The sequence below is a fragment of the Paraburkholderia nemoris genome, from assembly GCF_905221015.1.
GTDB lineage: Bacteria > Pseudomonadota > Gammaproteobacteria > Burkholderiales > Burkholderiaceae > Paraburkholderia > Paraburkholderia nemoris.
Window position 1 is genome coordinate 201,011 of the sequence record NZ_CAJNBO010000009.1, and the last position, 16,070, is coordinate 217,080.

Annotated in this window: 13 protein-coding genes; all 13 read right to left on the reverse strand. The window is 60.7% G+C overall.

Going from position 1 to position 16,070, the window contains the following annotated elements:
- Positions 1-18: 18 nt before the first annotated feature.
- The 13 genes from atpB to KHO33_RS16330 all read right to left on the reverse strand — a co-directional run bounded on the left by atpB (position 19) and on the right by KHO33_RS16330 (position 16,009).
- Complete coding sequence (atpB, locus tag KHO33_RS16270; RefSeq protein WP_054038577.1) at positions 19-870, reverse strand: F0F1 ATP synthase subunit A; 852 nt, start codon at positions 868-870, stop codon at positions 19-21.
- Positions 871-1,031: 161 nt separating this feature from the next.
- Complete coding sequence (locus tag KHO33_RS16275; protein ID WP_054038579.1) at positions 1,032-1,577, reverse strand: ATP synthase subunit I; 546 nt, start codon at positions 1,575-1,577, stop codon at positions 1,032-1,034.
- A gap of 904 nt (positions 1,578-2,481) precedes the next feature.
- Positions 2,482-3,369: a ParB/RepB/Spo0J family partition protein gene (locus tag KHO33_RS16280; protein WP_054038581.1), complete on the reverse strand. Its 888-nt coding sequence runs from the start codon at positions 3,367-3,369 to the stop codon at positions 2,482-2,484.
- An 18-nt stretch (positions 3,370-3,387) separates the two neighbouring features.
- Positions 3,388-4,179 (reverse strand): ParA family protein, encoded by a 792-nt coding sequence (locus tag KHO33_RS16285; RefSeq protein ID WP_054038583.1) that lies wholly within the window; start codon positions 4,177-4,179, stop codon positions 3,388-3,390.
- 86 nt (positions 4,180-4,265) lie between these two features.
- Positions 4,266-4,949, reverse strand: coding sequence for a 16S rRNA (guanine(527)-N(7))-methyltransferase RsmG (gene rsmG, locus KHO33_RS16290; protein WP_054038585.1), 684 nt, complete (start codon positions 4,947-4,949; stop codon positions 4,266-4,268).
- On the reverse strand, positions 4,946-6,904 hold the full coding sequence (mnmG, locus tag KHO33_RS16295; RefSeq protein WP_054038587.1) for a tRNA uridine-5-carboxymethylaminomethyl(34) synthesis enzyme MnmG: 1,959 nt from the start codon (positions 6,902-6,904) through the stop codon (positions 4,946-4,948). Before mnmG ends, rsmG begins: the two co-directional genes overlap by 4 nt.
- A 175-nt stretch (positions 6,905-7,079) precedes the next feature.
- Entirely contained in the window at positions 7,080-7,832 is a 753-nt protein-coding gene (locus KHO33_RS16300; RefSeq protein ID WP_200565600.1) for an ABC transporter ATP-binding protein, read from the reverse strand.
- 11 nt (positions 7,833-7,843) lie between these two features.
- Positions 7,844-9,628, reverse strand: a complete 1,785-nt coding sequence (locus KHO33_RS16305; RefSeq protein WP_200565601.1) for a branched-chain amino acid ABC transporter ATP-binding protein/permease — start codon at positions 9,626-9,628, stop codon at positions 7,844-7,846.
- 4 nt (positions 9,629-9,632) lie between these two features.
- Positions 9,633-10,688 carry a branched-chain amino acid ABC transporter permease gene (locus KHO33_RS16310; RefSeq protein ID WP_054038592.1) on the reverse strand — a complete coding sequence of 352 codons (1,056 nt, stop codon included), beginning with the start codon at positions 10,686-10,688 and terminating at the stop codon, positions 9,633-9,635.
- A 204-nt stretch (positions 10,689-10,892) separates the two neighbouring features.
- Positions 10,893-12,053, reverse strand: a complete 1,161-nt coding sequence (locus KHO33_RS16315) for an ABC transporter substrate-binding protein (protein WP_200565602.1) — start codon at positions 12,051-12,053, stop codon at positions 10,893-10,895.
- Between the two features lie 416 nt (positions 12,054-12,469).
- Positions 12,470-13,636 (reverse strand): ABC transporter substrate-binding protein, encoded by a 1,167-nt coding sequence (locus tag KHO33_RS16320; protein ID WP_200565603.1) that lies wholly within the window; start codon positions 13,634-13,636, stop codon positions 12,470-12,472.
- 517 nt (positions 13,637-14,153) lie between these two features.
- Positions 14,154-15,125 carry a branched-chain amino acid ABC transporter permease gene (locus tag KHO33_RS16325; RefSeq protein ID WP_054038610.1) on the reverse strand — a complete coding sequence of 324 codons (972 nt, stop codon included), beginning with the start codon at positions 15,123-15,125 and terminating at the stop codon, positions 14,154-14,156.
- Entirely contained in the window at positions 15,125-16,009 is an 885-nt protein-coding gene (locus KHO33_RS16330; protein WP_054038594.1) for a branched-chain amino acid ABC transporter permease, read from the reverse strand. Before KHO33_RS16330 ends, KHO33_RS16325 begins: the two co-directional genes overlap by 1 nt.
- Between the last annotated feature and the right edge of the window lie 61 nt (positions 16,010-16,070).

The following is a 16,070-nucleotide window of genomic DNA, read 5'->3' on the forward strand; positions in this document are numbered from 1 at the left end:
TCGTTCGACACGCCGTGATTAGTGGCTGTCGTGTGCCTGTCCGATGTACACCAGCGTCAGCATCATGAAAATGAACGCTTGCAGCAGAACGATCAGGATGTGGAAGATCGCCCAGACCGTGCCTGCGATGACGTGGCCGATAAAGCCGAGCACTGACGCGTCCGCGCCGAAACCCCACATGCTGCCGAGGAGAGCAATCAGCAGGAACAACAGCTCGCCCGCGTACATGTTGCCGAACAGCCGCATGCCGAGCGAAACCGTCTTTGCGACGAACTCGATGATGTTCAATGCAAGGTTCGGGATCCACAGCAGCGGATGCGCGCCGAACGGAGCCGACAGCAGTTCATGCACGAAGCCGCCTGCGCCCTTGATCTTGAAGTTGTAGTAAATCATCAGCGCGAACACGCCGAGTGCGATACCGAGCGTACCGTTCAGGTCGGCCGTCGGCACGATGCGATGGTGGGGGATGGCTTCCGACAGGCCCAGCCAGCCGATCACGCGGCCCGGCAGGTCGACGGGGATGAAGTCGAGCGAGTTCATCAGCGCGACCCAGACGAACACGGTCAGTGCCAGCGGTGCGATGAAGGTGCGCGAGCCGTGGATCATCGACTTCGATTGATCTTCGACCATCTCGACCAGCATTTCGATCGCGCACTGGAAACGACCCGGCACGCCGGACGTTGCCTTACGAGCCGCCAGATGCAGGATGGCGATCGTGGCCAGACCGCAAACGATCGACCAGAAAAGGGTGTCCAGATTCCACACGTGAATGTCGAAAATCGACGTCTGGTGCGCGGTGGAAAAGTTCTGCAAGTGGTGCGCGATGTACTCGGACGGATCCAGAGCGCGCGTGCCTTCGCTAGCTGCCATATCGTTAATGCCACCCAAATTGTCGAAAATCGTCTTAGGCCGTTCCCGCCGCAATTCTGTATTGCGGGAACACGCCGGGTGCGGATCGTGTCATATCCGCACTCCTTACGCCAGCGCTGCGCGCCGGCCTGAATTTTGTGTTGCTACTCTCTGCTACTACCTTAGCGCCACGCGAGGGCGATCCAGTATGTCTTGAGCGCGATGAGGTAAGTCACGAGCAGCGGCACCCAGCGTACGTCGTGATACCAGAAGGCGATGGCTACAAACATCGCGATCGTTGTCCCCATCTTGAGCGCTTCGCCGATCATCCAGCTCATCACTGTTTCGGCGCCGCTCAGCGTTCTAAGTCGTGCCGCGAACAGCGCGCCCGGCACCCAGCAGATCGCTCCCCCCAGGAACGCGGACAGCGCAGCAGCGCCCGGCGGCTTGTAGAACAGCCACCACACCAGCGTAGCACCCAGGGACAAAACCATTTGCGCCACCACGACCTTGAAAGGCGTGACGCGCGATGGACGACTCACATTCGGACCAAACAGCTTTTCAGCCTCAGCCCGCGTGAGCGGAACGATATTGTTATCTTGTTGCTCGACATCCCACGCATCGTCAGTTGTAACGTGCTGACCGGTGGACGCAACGGAAACGGTGCGTTCAGCGCGGTGGTCGTCACGCCCATTCTTCGGCGCTTGATTCGACGTTTTAACCGCCATCGCAGTGTTCCGAAAGTCTTGTTCCAGCCCGCGAGCTTACGCTGCGCTTACGGGGTTGCCGTGCAATTAAATCCGGGCGATTGTAAGCGATAGTTGCAGGCAATTCAAGACTTTAGGCCGTTCAATAACCAGCATGAAAACGGCCTCCACGATGCGGGAACGCGATCTCGGGCGGTGTGTACACGGCAAATGTAAGGCGGTCGGGGGATGGCAAAACATGCGCGATGGATCACGCCGTTTGAAGTGCACGGATGCGTCGTTTCGACGCTGCTACGGACGTCTCAAAAATGCAACAGACGATGTTTTTTGCCACGTTTGGTAGACATGAAGCACGGCGCCGGGTAGACGCGTGACGGCGACTGCAGGCTGTGATGCTTCCCATGGCGACCAAACGTTACCGGAGACCGCTCGCGATCCTGACGGTCGACGCAACGTGCAGTCAGCCGCCTGCCACTTCATGCCGATCCCGCCCTGCCCTCGCTTCCCGACAATCCACGCGTAGGCATCCAACGCCCGCTGCCGGATCCCAGCACGTAAAAGGACGGAGCATGCGGAACTCGTTGCAGCGTCACGGCCAAACCTGCACGGCCAATTCAGCTCATCGCGCAGCCCGGCCACGCCTGCGTCATCACGAACATACCGCTCAAACTGATACGTCGCAATCCTTATTATTAAACGCGATATATAGTTAGGTATCCAACCGATATCCAAGCAGGTTATCGATCGAGCAAGGAGACCATCAAACGAAGCATGCTTGCGGCAGATACAACAGCCACCTCACCGCTACCGCCGAAAACACATCAGGCGCGCCAAACAGCTTGCGAACGAGAGCCAGAAACCGGGGAAACAGCCACGGCCAGCCCGCAAGCATGCTCAACATCCCTCAACATTCAACCCGCCACGATCACGCCGTAGCGTTACCACGCAACCGGACAAGAATCCCTTCTAACGCATCGAGATCACCGAAGTCCACCAGCACCTGGCCACGGCCACGTCGGCCGAGCTTGATCTTTACCGTTGCGGCGAGCAGATCGGACAACTCCTCCTCAAGCCGTCGCGTGTCGCGGCCACCGTCCTGATTCGCTCGCGCCTTGACCGCGGGCGCAACCTTGGTCGTCGTCGTCACCAGCTTTTCGGTTTCGCGTACCGACATGCGCTTGTTGATGACCTGGTTGGCCAACGTGATCTGCGTTGCGGCGTCGACGGCCAGCAGCGCGCGTGCATGCCCCATGTCGAGATCGCCAGCCAGCAGCATCGTCTGCACCGGCGACGCCAGGTTTAGCAAACGCAACAAGTTCGATACAGCGCTGCGCGAACGGCCGACCGATTCGGCCGCCTGTTCATGTGTGAAATTGAACTCGTCGAGCAGGCGCTGAATACCCTGCGCTTCTTCCAGCGGATTCAGATCTTCGCGCTGAATATTCTCAATCAGCGCCATCGCGGCGGCGGCCTGGTCCGGCACGTCCCTCACCAGCACCGGCACCTCATTGAGACCGGCGATGCGTGCCGCACGGAAGCGCCGCTCGCCGGCGATGATCTCGTACTTATCCGCCGACACCGGTCGCACCAGTATCGGCTGCATGAGCCCCTGAGCACGGATGCTGGCGGCCAATTCCTGCAACGCACCCTCGTCCATGCGCGTGCGCGGCTGGTACTTGCCGGCCTGCAGCTTACTGAGCGGCAGCACGTTCGGCGCACCCTCGATCACGACGGCCTCGGTAATATCCGCACTGCCACCCAGCAATGCTTCCAGACCCCGGCCCAACCCTTTCTTTCTTGCTACTGCGTTCATCGTGCTTCCTCGATCCGCTTAGGACGCCTGGGGCGCGTCATTCAATGTGCGCACCCGCTCAATCATCTCTGCACCGAACTGCACATATGCCTGCGCGCCGCGCGAGGCCTTATCGAACACGACGCCCGGCAGCCCATAGCTAGGCGCCTCGGCAAGGCGTACGTTGCGCGGAATCACCACGTCGAACACCTTGTCGCCGAAGTGCTCTTTCAGTTGATCCGAAACTTGTTGTTGCAAGGTGATGCGCGGATCGAACATCACGCGCAGCAGGCCGATCACCTTCAGGTCGCGATTCAGGTTCGCGTGCACCTGCTTGATCGTGTTGACCAGGTCGGACAGTCCTTCAAGCGCGAAGTACTCGCATTGCATCGGGATCACCACGCCATGGGCGGCGCACAGACCATTGAGCGTCAGCAGCGACAGAGCCGGCGGGCAGTCGATCAGCACGAATTCATATTCGCTTTCGACGTCCGCCAAGGCGATTTTCAGTTGACGCTCGCGATGCTGCACACTGACCAGTTCGACTTCGGCACCCGCCAGTTCACGATTCGCGGGCAGCACATCGTAGCCGACGGCTTCCGGGCGCACTCGCGCATCCGCCACGGATACGCCGTCCACAAGCACTTCGTAGACGGTGTTCGCACACGCAGCCTTGTCGACACCGCTGCCCATCGTGGCGTTGCCCTGCGGGTCCAGATCGATGAGAAGGACTCGCTGTCCCTGCGCTGCCAGGCTCGCGGCCAGATTGACTGCCGTCGTCGTCTTGCCGACGCCGCCCTTCTGGTTCGCAACGCAGAAGATTTTTGCCATCGTTGGTGTGTCCCTTTTGCTGCTTGAATAAAGTAGAAAGCGCTCGTGGTACGCGGTGCGTGCCTGGCACCTACTGGTGGCGGCCCTCAGCGGCCCTCGTCCACCCGCACCTTGATCAGATGCCGCTCAGCGTCAAGCGACGGCACACGCAGCCGGATGATCTGCTCCACGTGGGCACCCGCCGGCAGGCGCTCGATCTCACCATCCGGACGCACACCCTTCATCGCCCAGATCGCACCCTGCTCCGCAACAAGATGACGGGCCAGTGTAACGAAATCCGCGAGCTCTGCGAATGCACGCGACACGATTACGTCGAACTTTGCCGGTACTTCGGCGCCCGACCGCAAAGTCTCGACGCGGCCCGTGACCACCGACAGATTCGCAAGACCGAGTTCGGCTTTGGCCTGTGCCTGAAAAGCCGTCTTCTTGTGCACGATGTCGTTCACGGTGACGGTCCACTCAGGCAGGACGATGGCCAGCACGATACCGGGCAAGCCGCCACCGGAGCCCACGTCCAGCACCGAAGACGCACCGCGCGTAGCGAGATGGGGCACGATCGAAAGCGAATCCAGGATGTGCTGGATCAGCATCTGCCGCGGATCGCGAATCGCCGTCAGGTTGTAGACGGCATTCCATTTGGACAGCAGCGCAACGTAGTCGAGCAGTTTGCCGAGTTGCGCCTCGCTGAGATCGAGGCCGAGCTCGCGGACGCCGTCCGCTAGCAGCGGCGCCAATGCCTCACTACTGCTCCCCTTCTGACTCACCGTCATTGCACCACCGGCGTGCTGTCAGCGCCGGGTTCGGCGGGTTTCGTCGAACGGCGGCCCAAGCCACGCTTCAGATGAACCATCAGCAAGGAAATCGCCGCCGGTGTAATGCCGGAGATACGCGACGCCTGCCCGATAGTTTCAGGGCGGAATTGCGTCAGCTTCTGACGCGCTTCAAACGACAGCCCTCTCACCTCGGCGTAGTCCAACCCCTCTGGCAAACGCGTACTTTCGTGCGATTCATTCCGCTCGATCTCATCGGCCTGGCGGTCGATATAGCCTTGATACTTGATGCCGATCTCGATCTGCTCCTTGATCTGGGCGAGCAGAACGGCGTCTTCGGCCAGCGTCTCGGGCGCAGCACATGCACCCTCGCGCAAACCGCAAACGCCGTCATACGTCACGCCCGGACGGCGCAACAGATCCGCCAGACTGTATTCGTGGTCGATCGGCTTGCCGAGCAATGCCGTCGCTTCTTCGGCCGGCAGCGTCTTGGGGTTGACCCACGTCGTGCGAAGCCGCTCTGTTTCACGTGAAACAGCATCGCGCTTGCGGCTGAATGCGTCCCAACGGACGTCATCGACCACGCCTAGTTCGCGGCCGATCTCCGTCAGACGCATATCGGCGTTGTCTTCGCGCAAGCTCAGGCGGTATTCGGCGCGGCTCGTGAACATACGATACGGCTCGGACACTCCCTGCGTCACCAGATCGTCGACCAGCACACCCAGGTAGGCCTGATCGCGGCGCGGGCACCATGCATCCTTGCCCTGCACGTGCAAGCCGGCGTTGATCCCCGCCAGCAAACCTTGTGCAGCCGCCTCCTCGTAGCCGGTCGTGCCATTGATCTGGCCCGCAAAGAACAGCCCGCTGATCACCTTGGTTTCCAGCGAGGCCTTCAACCCACGCGGATCGAAGTAGTCGTACTCGATCGCGTAGCCCGGCCGCAAGATATGCGCGTGCTCCAGACCACGCATCGACCGCACGAGCTCCAGCTGCACGTCGAACGGCAGGCTGGTGGAAATCCCGTTGGGATAGAACTCGTTGGTCGTTAGTCCTTCCGGTTCGAGGAAGATCTGATGCGATTCCTTCGACGCGAAACGGTGAATCTTGTCTTCGATCGACGGGCAGTAGCGCGGCCCCACCCCTTCGATCACGCCGGTGTACATCGGCGAACGGTCGAGACCCCCGCGGATGATGTCGTGCGTGCGCTCATTCGTATGCGTAACCCAGCACGGCACTTGACGCGGATGCTGCTCAACGCGTCCCAGGAACGAGAAAACCGGCACCGGATCCAGATCGCCCGGCTGTTCTTCGAGCTTCGAAAAGTCGATCGTCCGGCCGTCGATACGCGGCGGCGTCCCGGTCTTCAGGCGGCCTTGCGGCAGCTTCAGCTCCTTTAGACGACCGGACAGCGACACCGCTGCCGGATCGCCAGCACGGCCACCGGTGTAGTTGTTCAAACCCACGTGAATCTTGCCGTCGAGGAATGTCCCGGCCGTCAGCACGACTGCGCGCGAGCGGAAACGAATCCCCACCTGCGTCACCGCACCGACCACCCGGTCCCCTTCCACCATCAGATCGTCGACCGCTTGCTGGAACAGCCACAGGTTCGGCTGATTCTCCAGCCGATGCCGGATCGCCTGCTTGTACAACAGACGGTCCGCCTGCGCGCGCGTCGCGCGAACGGCAGGCCCTTTCGACGAATTGAGGATGCGGAACTGGATCCCACCCTCGTCCGTCGCAGCCGCCATCGCACCGCCGAGCGCGTCGACTTCCTTTACCAGATGGCCCTTACCAATCCCGCCGATGGACGGATTGCAGCTCATCTGACCGAGGGTTTCGATGTTGTGCGTCAGCAGGAGGGTGGTATTGCCCATGCGTGCCGAGGCCAAGGCGGCCTCAGTGCCCGCATGACCGCCGCCGACGACGATTACGTCAAATTCTGTGGGAAAAAGCATCGCGGATCTCACGCCAGATCGTCGCGTGAGCCTTTCAAAGGAAAATGTATGGGCGAATTATAACGGGTTCGGTTTAGGCCCGAATTTCGGCCGAATGGCCAGACAAGAAAAAAGCGGTGTGTTTCACGTGAAACACACCGCTTTGAACCGCAGTGATTTGAACGAAAATCGAGAACTAAGCCACTTTCTTGGCCAACCCAAGATACGTTTCGATCACGCGAGGATTCTGCGCCAGATCCGCGGCCGGCCCTTCCAGCGCCAGTTCACCCGTTTCAAGCACATAGCCGTAATCGGAGATCTGGAGCGCGGCACGCGCATTCTGCTCGATCAGCAATGTGGCCACACCCGTTTGCCGCAGCGCACTAATGATGTGGAAAATTTCTTTCACGATCAGCGGCGCGAGACCCAGGCTCGGCTCATCGAGCATCAACAGATCGGGCTTGCCCATCAGAGCACGGCCCACCGCGAGCATCTGCCGTTCGCCGCCGGACAAAGTCCCGGCCGCCTGCTTCCGCCGCTCTTTCAAGCGAGGAAAAAGCGTAAAGACCGGCTCGAGCTGATCGAGAAAGTTGCGCTCCCCTGCCCGCTTGCGCCGATACGCGCCGAGGACGAGATTGTCTTCAACGGTCATCGACGCAAACAGCTCGCGCTTTTCCGGCACCAGGCACATGCCGCGCGCGACCCGCTTTTCAACCGGCACCGCGCTGACGTCTTCACCCTGATAGAGGACCGCGCCCTTCGCATGACCCGTCGTCGGCAATGCACCCATGATCGCGTTCAGCAACGTGGACTTGCCCGCCCCATTCGGACCGATCACCGAGACGATCTGACCAGGCCGCACCTTGATTGCCGCGCCGTGCAGCGCTTCGACCTTGCCATAGCGAACCGACAAACCGTTCACATCGAGAATCGGCGCAGCATCATTCATCGTGTTCTCCATCACTCCACCCCGCCCAGATACGCTTCGAGCACAGCCGGGTCCTGCTGGACATCCTGCGGCAAGCCTTCGGCGATCCGCGTACCGAACTCCATCACCACCAGCCGATCCGTGAGATTCATCACGAAATCCATATCGTGTTCGACCAGCAACACGCTCATGCCTTCAGCCTTGAGGCGGCGCAGCAAGTCCGCCAGTTGCAGCTTTTCCTGATACCGCAGACCGGCCGCAGGCTCGTCCAGCAACAACAGGGTCGGGTCACAGCACAGCGCACGAGCAATTTCGAGAATCCGCTGCTGGCCTAGCGCCAGGCTACCTGCCTCGTCATACATATGCTGTTCAAGTCCGACGCGACGGATCTGGCGAGCCGCTTCAGCCATCAAGCGCGCTTCTTCCGCACCGTTCAGGCGCGCGACGCTGCGCCAGACGCCAGCCTGGCCACGCAGATGCGCGCCAATCGCAACGTTCTCCAGCACCGTCATCCCAGGCAGCAGCTTGACGTGTTGGAACGTGCGGCCAATGCCGCGCTTGACGATTTCACGTGAACTCAGCGAATCGATACGCTCGCCGCAAAACGTGATTTCGCCGCTCGTTGCTTGCAGCACGCCCGTGACCAGATTGAAGGTGGTCGATTTACCGGCGCCGTTCGGTCCGATCAAGCCGATGATCTGCCCGGCTTTCACCTCGAAGCTGACATCGTTCACCGCGACCAGGCCACCGAACTGCTTGCGCGCCTTGTTCACCGTCAGCAGGTTTTCGCCCGCCGTCGGCTTGCTGCGCTGCGGCAATGGCTCAGCATGATCCGACAGATGCGCACGCGGCCCCTTCGGGAAAAACCGCGCGACAAACGGCCAGACGCCTTGGCGAGCGTATTGCAGCAATAGCACCATCAGGATGCCGAACACGATCACTTCGAAGTTGCCGTTCTCTCCGAGCAGCTTCGGCAGCAGGGTTTGCAGATAATCCTGCAATACGGTCAGGATCGCCGCACCGAGCACAGCGCCCCAGACATGCGACACGCCCCCCACCACCGCCATGAACAGAAACTCGATGCCGTGGTTCAAACCAAAGGGCGTCGGATTCACCGCGCGTTGCAGGTGCGCATACAGGAACCCTGAAATCGACGCCAACACCGCGGCGTAGACAAAGATCACCACACGCATCCAGCCCGTATTGACGCCCATCGCTTCGGCCATCATGCCGCCGCCGCGCAAGGCGCGGATCGCCCGTCCTGGCCTGCTATTAAGCAGATTTTGAACAGAAATCACCGCGCCGAGCACCACCACCCAGATCAGGTAATAGATATGACGGCCGGACTCCAGGTTGATACCAAAAACATTCAGCACCGGAATCCCATTGATACCGTCGTACTTGCCGAGCATCTCCAGGTTGCCGAACAGATAGAACAGCGCGAGCCCCCAAGCGATCGTGCCGAGCGGCAGAAAGTGACCCGATAGCCGCATCGTCACGAACCCTAGCATCAGCGCGATCAACGCCGTCACCACCACGCCCGCGATCAGCGCGAGCCACGGCGATACCCCGTACGCAGTCGTCAGATACGCGGTCGCATACGCGCCGATGCCGACGAACGCCGCCTGCCCGAAGCTCGTCATCCCGCCGATACCCGTCAGCAGCACGAGACCGATTGCGACGATCGAATACAGGCCGATGTAGTTGAGCAGCGTCACCCAGTACTCAGGCACATGAATCGGATGCGGCAGCACCGGCAATGCGAACAGCACGACGAGGAACAACCAGAAGAACTTGTTTTGCATGATCCGTTTCATCGTGTCACTCCTCTTCCTCTTCCGAGTGCGGGCTGGCCAGACTCCGCCACAACAGCACCGGGATGATCAGCGTGAACACGATCACTTCCTTATAGGCACTCGCCCAGAACGACGAATACGACTCCAGCAAACCGACGAGGATCGAACCCGCGGCTGCCAGCGGATAGCTGACCAGGCCGCCGATAATCGCCCCCACAAAGCCCTTCAAACCGATCAGGAAGCCCGAGTCGTAGTAGATGGTGGTCAAGGGTGCGACAAGGATGCCGCACAGCGCACCGAGGCCCGCCGCGAGCGTGAACGCGAGGCGCCCTGCCTGCGTCGTGCCGATGCCGACGAGCCGCGCGCCGAGCCGGTTCACGGACGTCGCGCGCAAAGCCTTGCCGGAGATCGAGCGATCGAAGTACAGATACAGCCCGCCGATCAGCACCACCGCCGTGCCGACCACCCACAGGCTTTGCCCGGAAATCGACAGCGTGCCGAGATTGAAGGTCGCATCGGAGAACGCCGTGGTGCGCGAGCCTTCCGCACCGAACATCACAAGCCCGAGGCCCACCATCGCAAAGTGCACCGCCACCGCGACGATCAACAGCAGCAGCGTGGTCGCCTCAGCGATCGGCTCGTACGCGAGCCGGTAGACGAACGGCCCCATCGGAATCACGATCAGCAGCGTCAGCGCGATCTGCGCGATCATCGGCAGCGGATGCAGGAAAACGCCTTGCGTGAGCGCGTACACGGCAATCGGAAACAGCAGATATTTGCCGACCAGCATCACCAGCGTGCGCGCCGCATGCCGGCGTCGTTCGGGATGCCGCACCAGCCCCGCTATCTCGACGACAAAGCATGCCGCGCCCATCGCCATCAACAACCAGCACGTGGCCGGAAACTTTTGTGTTTGCAGTGCGGCGAGCGTCAGCGCGCCGTACGAAACAAACTCGCCCTGCGGGATGAAGATCACCCGCGTCACGGAGAACACCAGCACTAGCGCAAGCGCGAGCAGCGCGTAGATCGCGCCGGTGGTGATGCCGTCCTGTGCGAGGATCGCCGCAATTGATAGATCCATACTTCCTCGTCCTGAAGCGTCGAAGTCAAAACCGGGAACAGTCGTGGCGGCAGAACTCGCGGCCGGCCACTAACCAGCGATGCCTGAAAAAGCGACCGCCGCGCCGGAATACGGCGCAGCGGTCGTTGCCATTGTCATCGAACAGAATGGCAATGCGGCGTCTTGCGCCGCATGCTGCGCGAGAGGCGCGTATCGTTTTTGTTGTTAGTCGTTCAGCAGCTTCCACTTGCCGTCGACGATCTGCACGATCACGCGTGCGCGCTTGTCGAGGCCGTTGTGGTCGGTCGTCGTGGTGTTCATGATGCCGTGCGAGACCGGCAGCTCCTTGATGTTTTCAAGCGCGCTGCGCAGTGCCACGCGGAACGCTTCGCTGCCCGGTTGAGCGGTCTTCAGCGCGACCGGAATCGCCGCTTGCAGCATCTGGCCGGCGTCCCATGCATGACCGCCGAAGGTCGCCACCGAGCCCGCGCCATACGCTTTCTCGTATGCATCCTTGTAGGCTTCCGACGACTTCTTCACCGGATTCGAATCCGGCAGCTGATCGGCTACAAGGATCGGACCAGCCGGCAGGAGTTCGCCTTCGCAATCCTTGCCGCACACGCGCAGGAAGTCGTTGTTGGCGACACCGTGCGTCTGGTAGACCTTGCCCTTGTAGCCGCGCTCCTTGAGCGTTTTGGCCGGCAGCGCCGACGGTGTACCCGCGCCCGCGATCAGCACCGCATCCGGGTTCGCGCCCATCGTCTTCAGCACCTGACCGGTCACCGAGGCATCGGTGCGGTTAAAGCGTTCATTGGAGACGATCTTCAGATGATGCGCCGCAGCCGCCGCGGTAAAGACGTTGTTCCAGCCGTCACCATACGCATCCGCAAAGCCGATGAAGCCAACCGTCTTCACGCCGTGACGCTCCATGTAGTCGGCGATCGCGTCAGCCATCAGGCTGTCGTTTTGCGGCGGTTTGAAGGCCCATGCGCGCTTGGCATCCATCGGCGAGATGATCGCAGCCGATGCCGCCAGCGAGATCATCGGCGTCTTGCCTTCGGCCGCAGCGTCGAGCATCGCCAGCGAATTCGGCGTGACGGTCGAACCGACGATGGCGTCGACGTGGTCTTCGTCGATCAGCTTGCGCGTGTTCTGCACGGCCTTGCCGGTGTCCGATCCATCATCGAGGATGATGTATTGCACGGTCTTGCCGCCGATCTCTTTCGGCAGCAGCGCGATCGTGTTCTTTTCAGGAATCCCGAGCGATGCAGCCGGCCCCGTGGTGGACAGCGTGACGCCGATTTTCACCTGCGCGAAGGCAGCGCCCGCGCCGCACATCAACGCCATCGCGATACCGGTGCGTACCCATTGCTTTGTCTTTTTCATGCAAGTCTCCAAACGCTTTGAAGCGCGTATCTGTAATCCGGCGCACGGGCCGGGTGTCTGAATCTAGTTATAGGGTTCTGGCATGCCAAGCATGGTTTTCCCTGCTCAGCATCAATGCCGTCGCCGTTCTGGTGCCACTCCCCTGCTGCGAACCACTACTGCGATTTCTAATGCGCGAAACACTAACATGTTAGTAGTATTGCGTTCTGCATCATTCACGGTCAATAGACTGTCGCCCGAATGCGGGTTTGTCCTGAAACGGGCCGCTTAGGCCGCGCTTCGACCATGTTTCATCTCCGGTCCTTCGCCTGTCCAACGCACTTCAAGCTCCACCAGTCATCAAATGCGGGCAATAAAAAAGACGCGGCAACTGCACGCGTCTTTTTTGAGTAGGTTCCGTATCGCTTCGCCTTCGCTCAGTCGCCGGACAGCTTCCACTTGCCGCCGGCGATCTCCACCATCACACGCGCCCGCTGGTCGAGACCAGCGTGGTCGTTCGCGCTCATGTTGAAGATGCCGTGGGAAGCGGGCATGTCTTTCGTGTTTTCGAGTGCCGTACGCAGCGCTTCGCGGAACGCAGGCGTGCCCGGCTGACCTTTCTTCAGCGCAAGCGGGATCGCGCGTTGCAACAGCAAGCCTGCATCCCAAGCGTGACCGCCGAATGTCGAAACCGAACCGGCGCCGTACGCCGCTTCATACGCATGCCTGTAGGCGAGCGCGGACTTCTTCACCGGGTTCGAATCGGGCAATTGATCAGCGACCAGCAACGGACCGGCCGGCAGATAGGTGCCTTCGCAATCCTTGCCGCACACGCGCAGGAAGTCGTTATTGGCGACGCCGTGCGTCTGATAGTACTTGCCCTTGTAGCCGCGTTCCTTGAGGGTCTTCTGCGGCAACGCGGCCGGTGTGCCTGCGCCGGCGATCAGCACTGCATCCGGGTTCTGCGACATGATCTTCAGCACTTGGCCCGTCACCGAAGCGTCGTTGCGCGCGAAGCGTTCGTTCGCGACGATCTTGATCTTCGCGAGATCGGCGGCCTTGCCGAATTCCTTGAACCAGCTCTCGCCGTACGCATCTGCAAAGCCGATGAATGCGACCGTCTTCACACCGTGATTCGACATATGCTGCGCGATCGCGGTGGCCATCAGAATGTCGTTTTGCGGCGTCTTGAAGACCCACGCGCGCTTCGCATCCATCGGTTCGACGATGCTCGCCGCGGCGGCCATGGAGATCATCGGCGTAGTGCTTTCGGAGGCGACGTCGATCATGGCCAGCGAGTTCGGCACGACGGTCGAGCCGATCAACGCATCCACATGATCTTCGCTGGTGAGCTTGCGTGCGTTCTTGACGGCCTGCGTCGAATCCGTGGCGTCGTCGAGTACGATGTAGTCGATCTTCTGCCCCGCCACTTCTTTCGGCAGCAGTGCGATCGTGTTCTTTTCCGGAATACCGAGCGACGCAGCCGGCCCCGTTGCCGACACCGTGACGCCGATTTTCACGTCCGCGAATGCGTGACCACTCCATGCCGCGGATACTCCGGTGGCGACTAGTGCCGCGCTCATCCAACGCAATGCCGACTTCATCCCGCTCCTCTATCTACCCCGTTATTCATTTGAATTCAAATCCGCAGATTTGAATCACCGACCGCTCGGTCGGTGAATGGCAAGTTTAGCGGACGAAAGCCCCGCGCTGCAAGCATTTTGCAGGGTAAGGGCAGATGAAATTGGGGGTGACTCGGTGAATAAAAAAGGGTCACCGAATTAGCGGGGAAATTGAATGGCGAATAACGAAAAGCGCAAATAAAAAGCGCTGTTGGATATCAATCCAACAGCGCTTTCGTCTGGGCACTGAGTGCCTCATTGTCTCCTCGTTCTCCACCTGCAAAATTCGTGGTGCATCAGAACTGCATGAAGATTAAACGAGCACCCTCCCCCTTACAACTAGCAATTACCCTAGTGGTGCACTGCGGCACAAATGTGGGGCACGTTTTGTGCCGATTTAGCGCGAGCCCGATCCGCGCGCAACGCTAGATCCAGCCCGACCGATTTCATGCGCGCCGAATTATATCGGATGCCAAAGCAATTTAACTTTAGTGCCGCTTCAGGCCCGCAATGGCCGCACTCTCGCGATGATCTCGCCGACAATACCGCGCCGGAACGCCAGCACGCAGGCAATGAAAATCACGCCCGTTACGATGGTCACGGATTCACCCAGCGAGCGGAACCATTCGACGCCTGTCGACGAAGCCAGCGCCGTGCCGATATCGCCGAGCCGGTCTTCGAGCGCAACGATCAGTGCCGCGCCGAGCAACGGCCCAAACAGCGTCCCCATGCCACCAACCAGTGTCATCAGGATCACGAGACCCGACATAGTCCAGTACGCGTCGCTCAGCGTCTCGAAGCCCTGCACCAGCACCTTGAGCGAGCCCGCCAGACCGGCGAGCCCGGCGGACAGAATGAACGCCAGCAGTTTGAAGCGATCGGTATCGTAACCGAGCGACACGGCGCGCGGCTCGTTCTCCTTGATCGCCACCAGCACTTGCCCGAACGGCGAGTGCACGATCCGCACGATCAGCAGGAATGCCAGCACCATCACGGCCAGCACGACAAAGTACAGCGTCACGTCCGACGACAGATCCAGCAAGCCGAACAGCTTGCCGCGCGGCACACCTTGCAGGCCGTCCTCACCGTGCGTAAACGGCGCCTGCAGGAACACGAAGTAGACCATCTGCGCGAGCGCCAGCGTCACCATCGCGAAGTAAATGCCCTGCCTGCGGATCGCGAACAGGCCAACCACCAACCCAAGCAACGTTGCCGTGGCGGTACCCGCCAGCACGCCGAGCTCCGGAGAGAAGCCGAGCGTCTGCATCGCATAACCGGTGACGTAACCGGCCGAGGCGAGAAACATTGCATGACCGAACGAGAGCAGACCCGTGTAGCCAATCAGCAGATTGAAGGCCGCGGCGAACAACGCGAAGCACAGCACCTTCATGACAAAGAGCGGATAGATGCCAAGCACTGGCACCGCGAGAAGCGCGATCAGCAGCAGACCGTAGAGCACTTTTCTCTGCATCATTTTTCCTTGCCGAAGAGACCCGCCGGGCGCACCAGCAACACGAGCGCCATGATCACGAAGACGACGGTCGCCGACGCTTCCGGGTAAAACACACGCGTCAGCCCTTCGATCACGCCAAGCAGCAGGCCGGTCAGGATCGAGCCCATGATCGAACCCATGCCGCCGATCACGACCACCGCGAACACGGTGATGATCATCGGCTGGCCCATCAACGGCGAGACCTGAATCACCGGCGCGGCAAGCACGCCGGCGAACGCAGCCAGCGCGACGCCGAAGCCATAGGTGAGCGTGATCATCAACGGCACGTTGACACCGAACGCCTCGACCAGCTTCGGGTTCTCGGTGCCCGCACGCAGGTAGGCGCCGAGGCGCGTCTTCTCAATCACGAACCACGTGGCAAAGCAGACCACGAGCGACGCCACCACCACCCACGCGCGATAGTTCGGCAGGAACATGAAGCCGAGATCGGTCGCGCCGGAGAGCGCCGACGGCACGTCGTATGGCTGGCCGGACGACCCGTAGATCGAGCGGAACACGCCTTCGACCACCAGCGTGAGCCCGAAGGTGAGCAGCAGCCCATACAGATGATCGAGCTTGTACAACCAGCGCAGCATCGAGCGTTCGATCACGATGCCGAACACGCCGACGATCAGCGGCGCGAGCACCAGCATCACCCAGTACGGCAGGCCGAAATACGACAGGCCCATCCACGCGAGCATTGCGCCGAGCATGAACAATGCGCCGTGCGCGAAATTGATCACGTTGAGCAAGCCGAAGATCACCGCCAGACCCAGGCTGAGAATCGCATAGAACGAGCCGTTCACGAGCCCCAGCAGCAACTGGCTCAGCATCGCCGGTAGCGGAACGCCAAAGATTTCCATTGAAGCCTTAATCCCTTAAGCCATCGTCAGGGTGAGATCGGTTACGTACGATCCCGCCGGC

Coding starts and splice junctions, on each gene's coding strand:
- KHO33_RS16275 (WP_054038579.1), bottom strand. CDS start 1,577: ATGGCGGTTAAAACGTCGAATCAAGCGCCGAAGAATGGGCGTGACGAC.
- atpB (WP_054038577.1), bottom strand. CDS start 870: ATGGCAGCTAGCGAAGGCACGCGCGCTCTGGATCCGTCCGAGTACATC.
- KHO33_RS16325 (WP_054038610.1), bottom strand. CDS start 15,125: ATGCAGAGAAAAGTGCTCTACGGTCTGCTGCTGATCGCGCTTCTCGCG.
- rsmG (WP_054038585.1), bottom strand. CDS start 4,949: ATGACGGTGAGTCAGAAGGGGAGCAGTAGTGAGGCATTGGCGCCGCTG.
- KHO33_RS16310 (WP_054038592.1), bottom strand. CDS start 10,688: ATGGATCTATCAATTGCGGCGATCCTCGCACAGGACGGCATCACCACC.
- KHO33_RS16320 (WP_200565603.1), bottom strand. CDS start 13,636: ATGAAGTCGGCATTGCGTTGGATGAGCGCGGCACTAGTCGCCACCGGA.
- KHO33_RS16300 (WP_200565600.1), bottom strand. CDS start 7,832: ATGAATGATGCTGCGCCGATTCTCGATGTGAACGGTTTGTCGGTTCGC.
- mnmG (WP_054038587.1), bottom strand. CDS start 6,904: ATGCTTTTTCCCACAGAATTTGACGTAATCGTCGTCGGCGGCGGTCAT.
- KHO33_RS16330 (WP_054038594.1), bottom strand. CDS start 16,009: ATGGAAATCTTTGGCGTTCCGCTACCGGCGATGCTGAGCCAGTTGCTG.
- KHO33_RS16280 (WP_054038581.1), bottom strand. CDS start 3,369: ATGAACGCAGTAGCAAGAAAGAAAGGGTTGGGCCGGGGTCTGGAAGCA.
- KHO33_RS16285 (WP_054038583.1), bottom strand. CDS start 4,179: ATGGCAAAAATCTTCTGCGTTGCGAACCAGAAGGGCGGCGTCGGCAAG.
- KHO33_RS16315 (WP_200565602.1), bottom strand. CDS start 12,053: ATGAAAAAGACAAAGCAATGGGTACGCACCGGTATCGCGATGGCGTTG.
- KHO33_RS16305 (WP_200565601.1), bottom strand. CDS start 9,628: ATGAAACGGATCATGCAAAACAAGTTCTTCTGGTTGTTCCTCGTCGTG.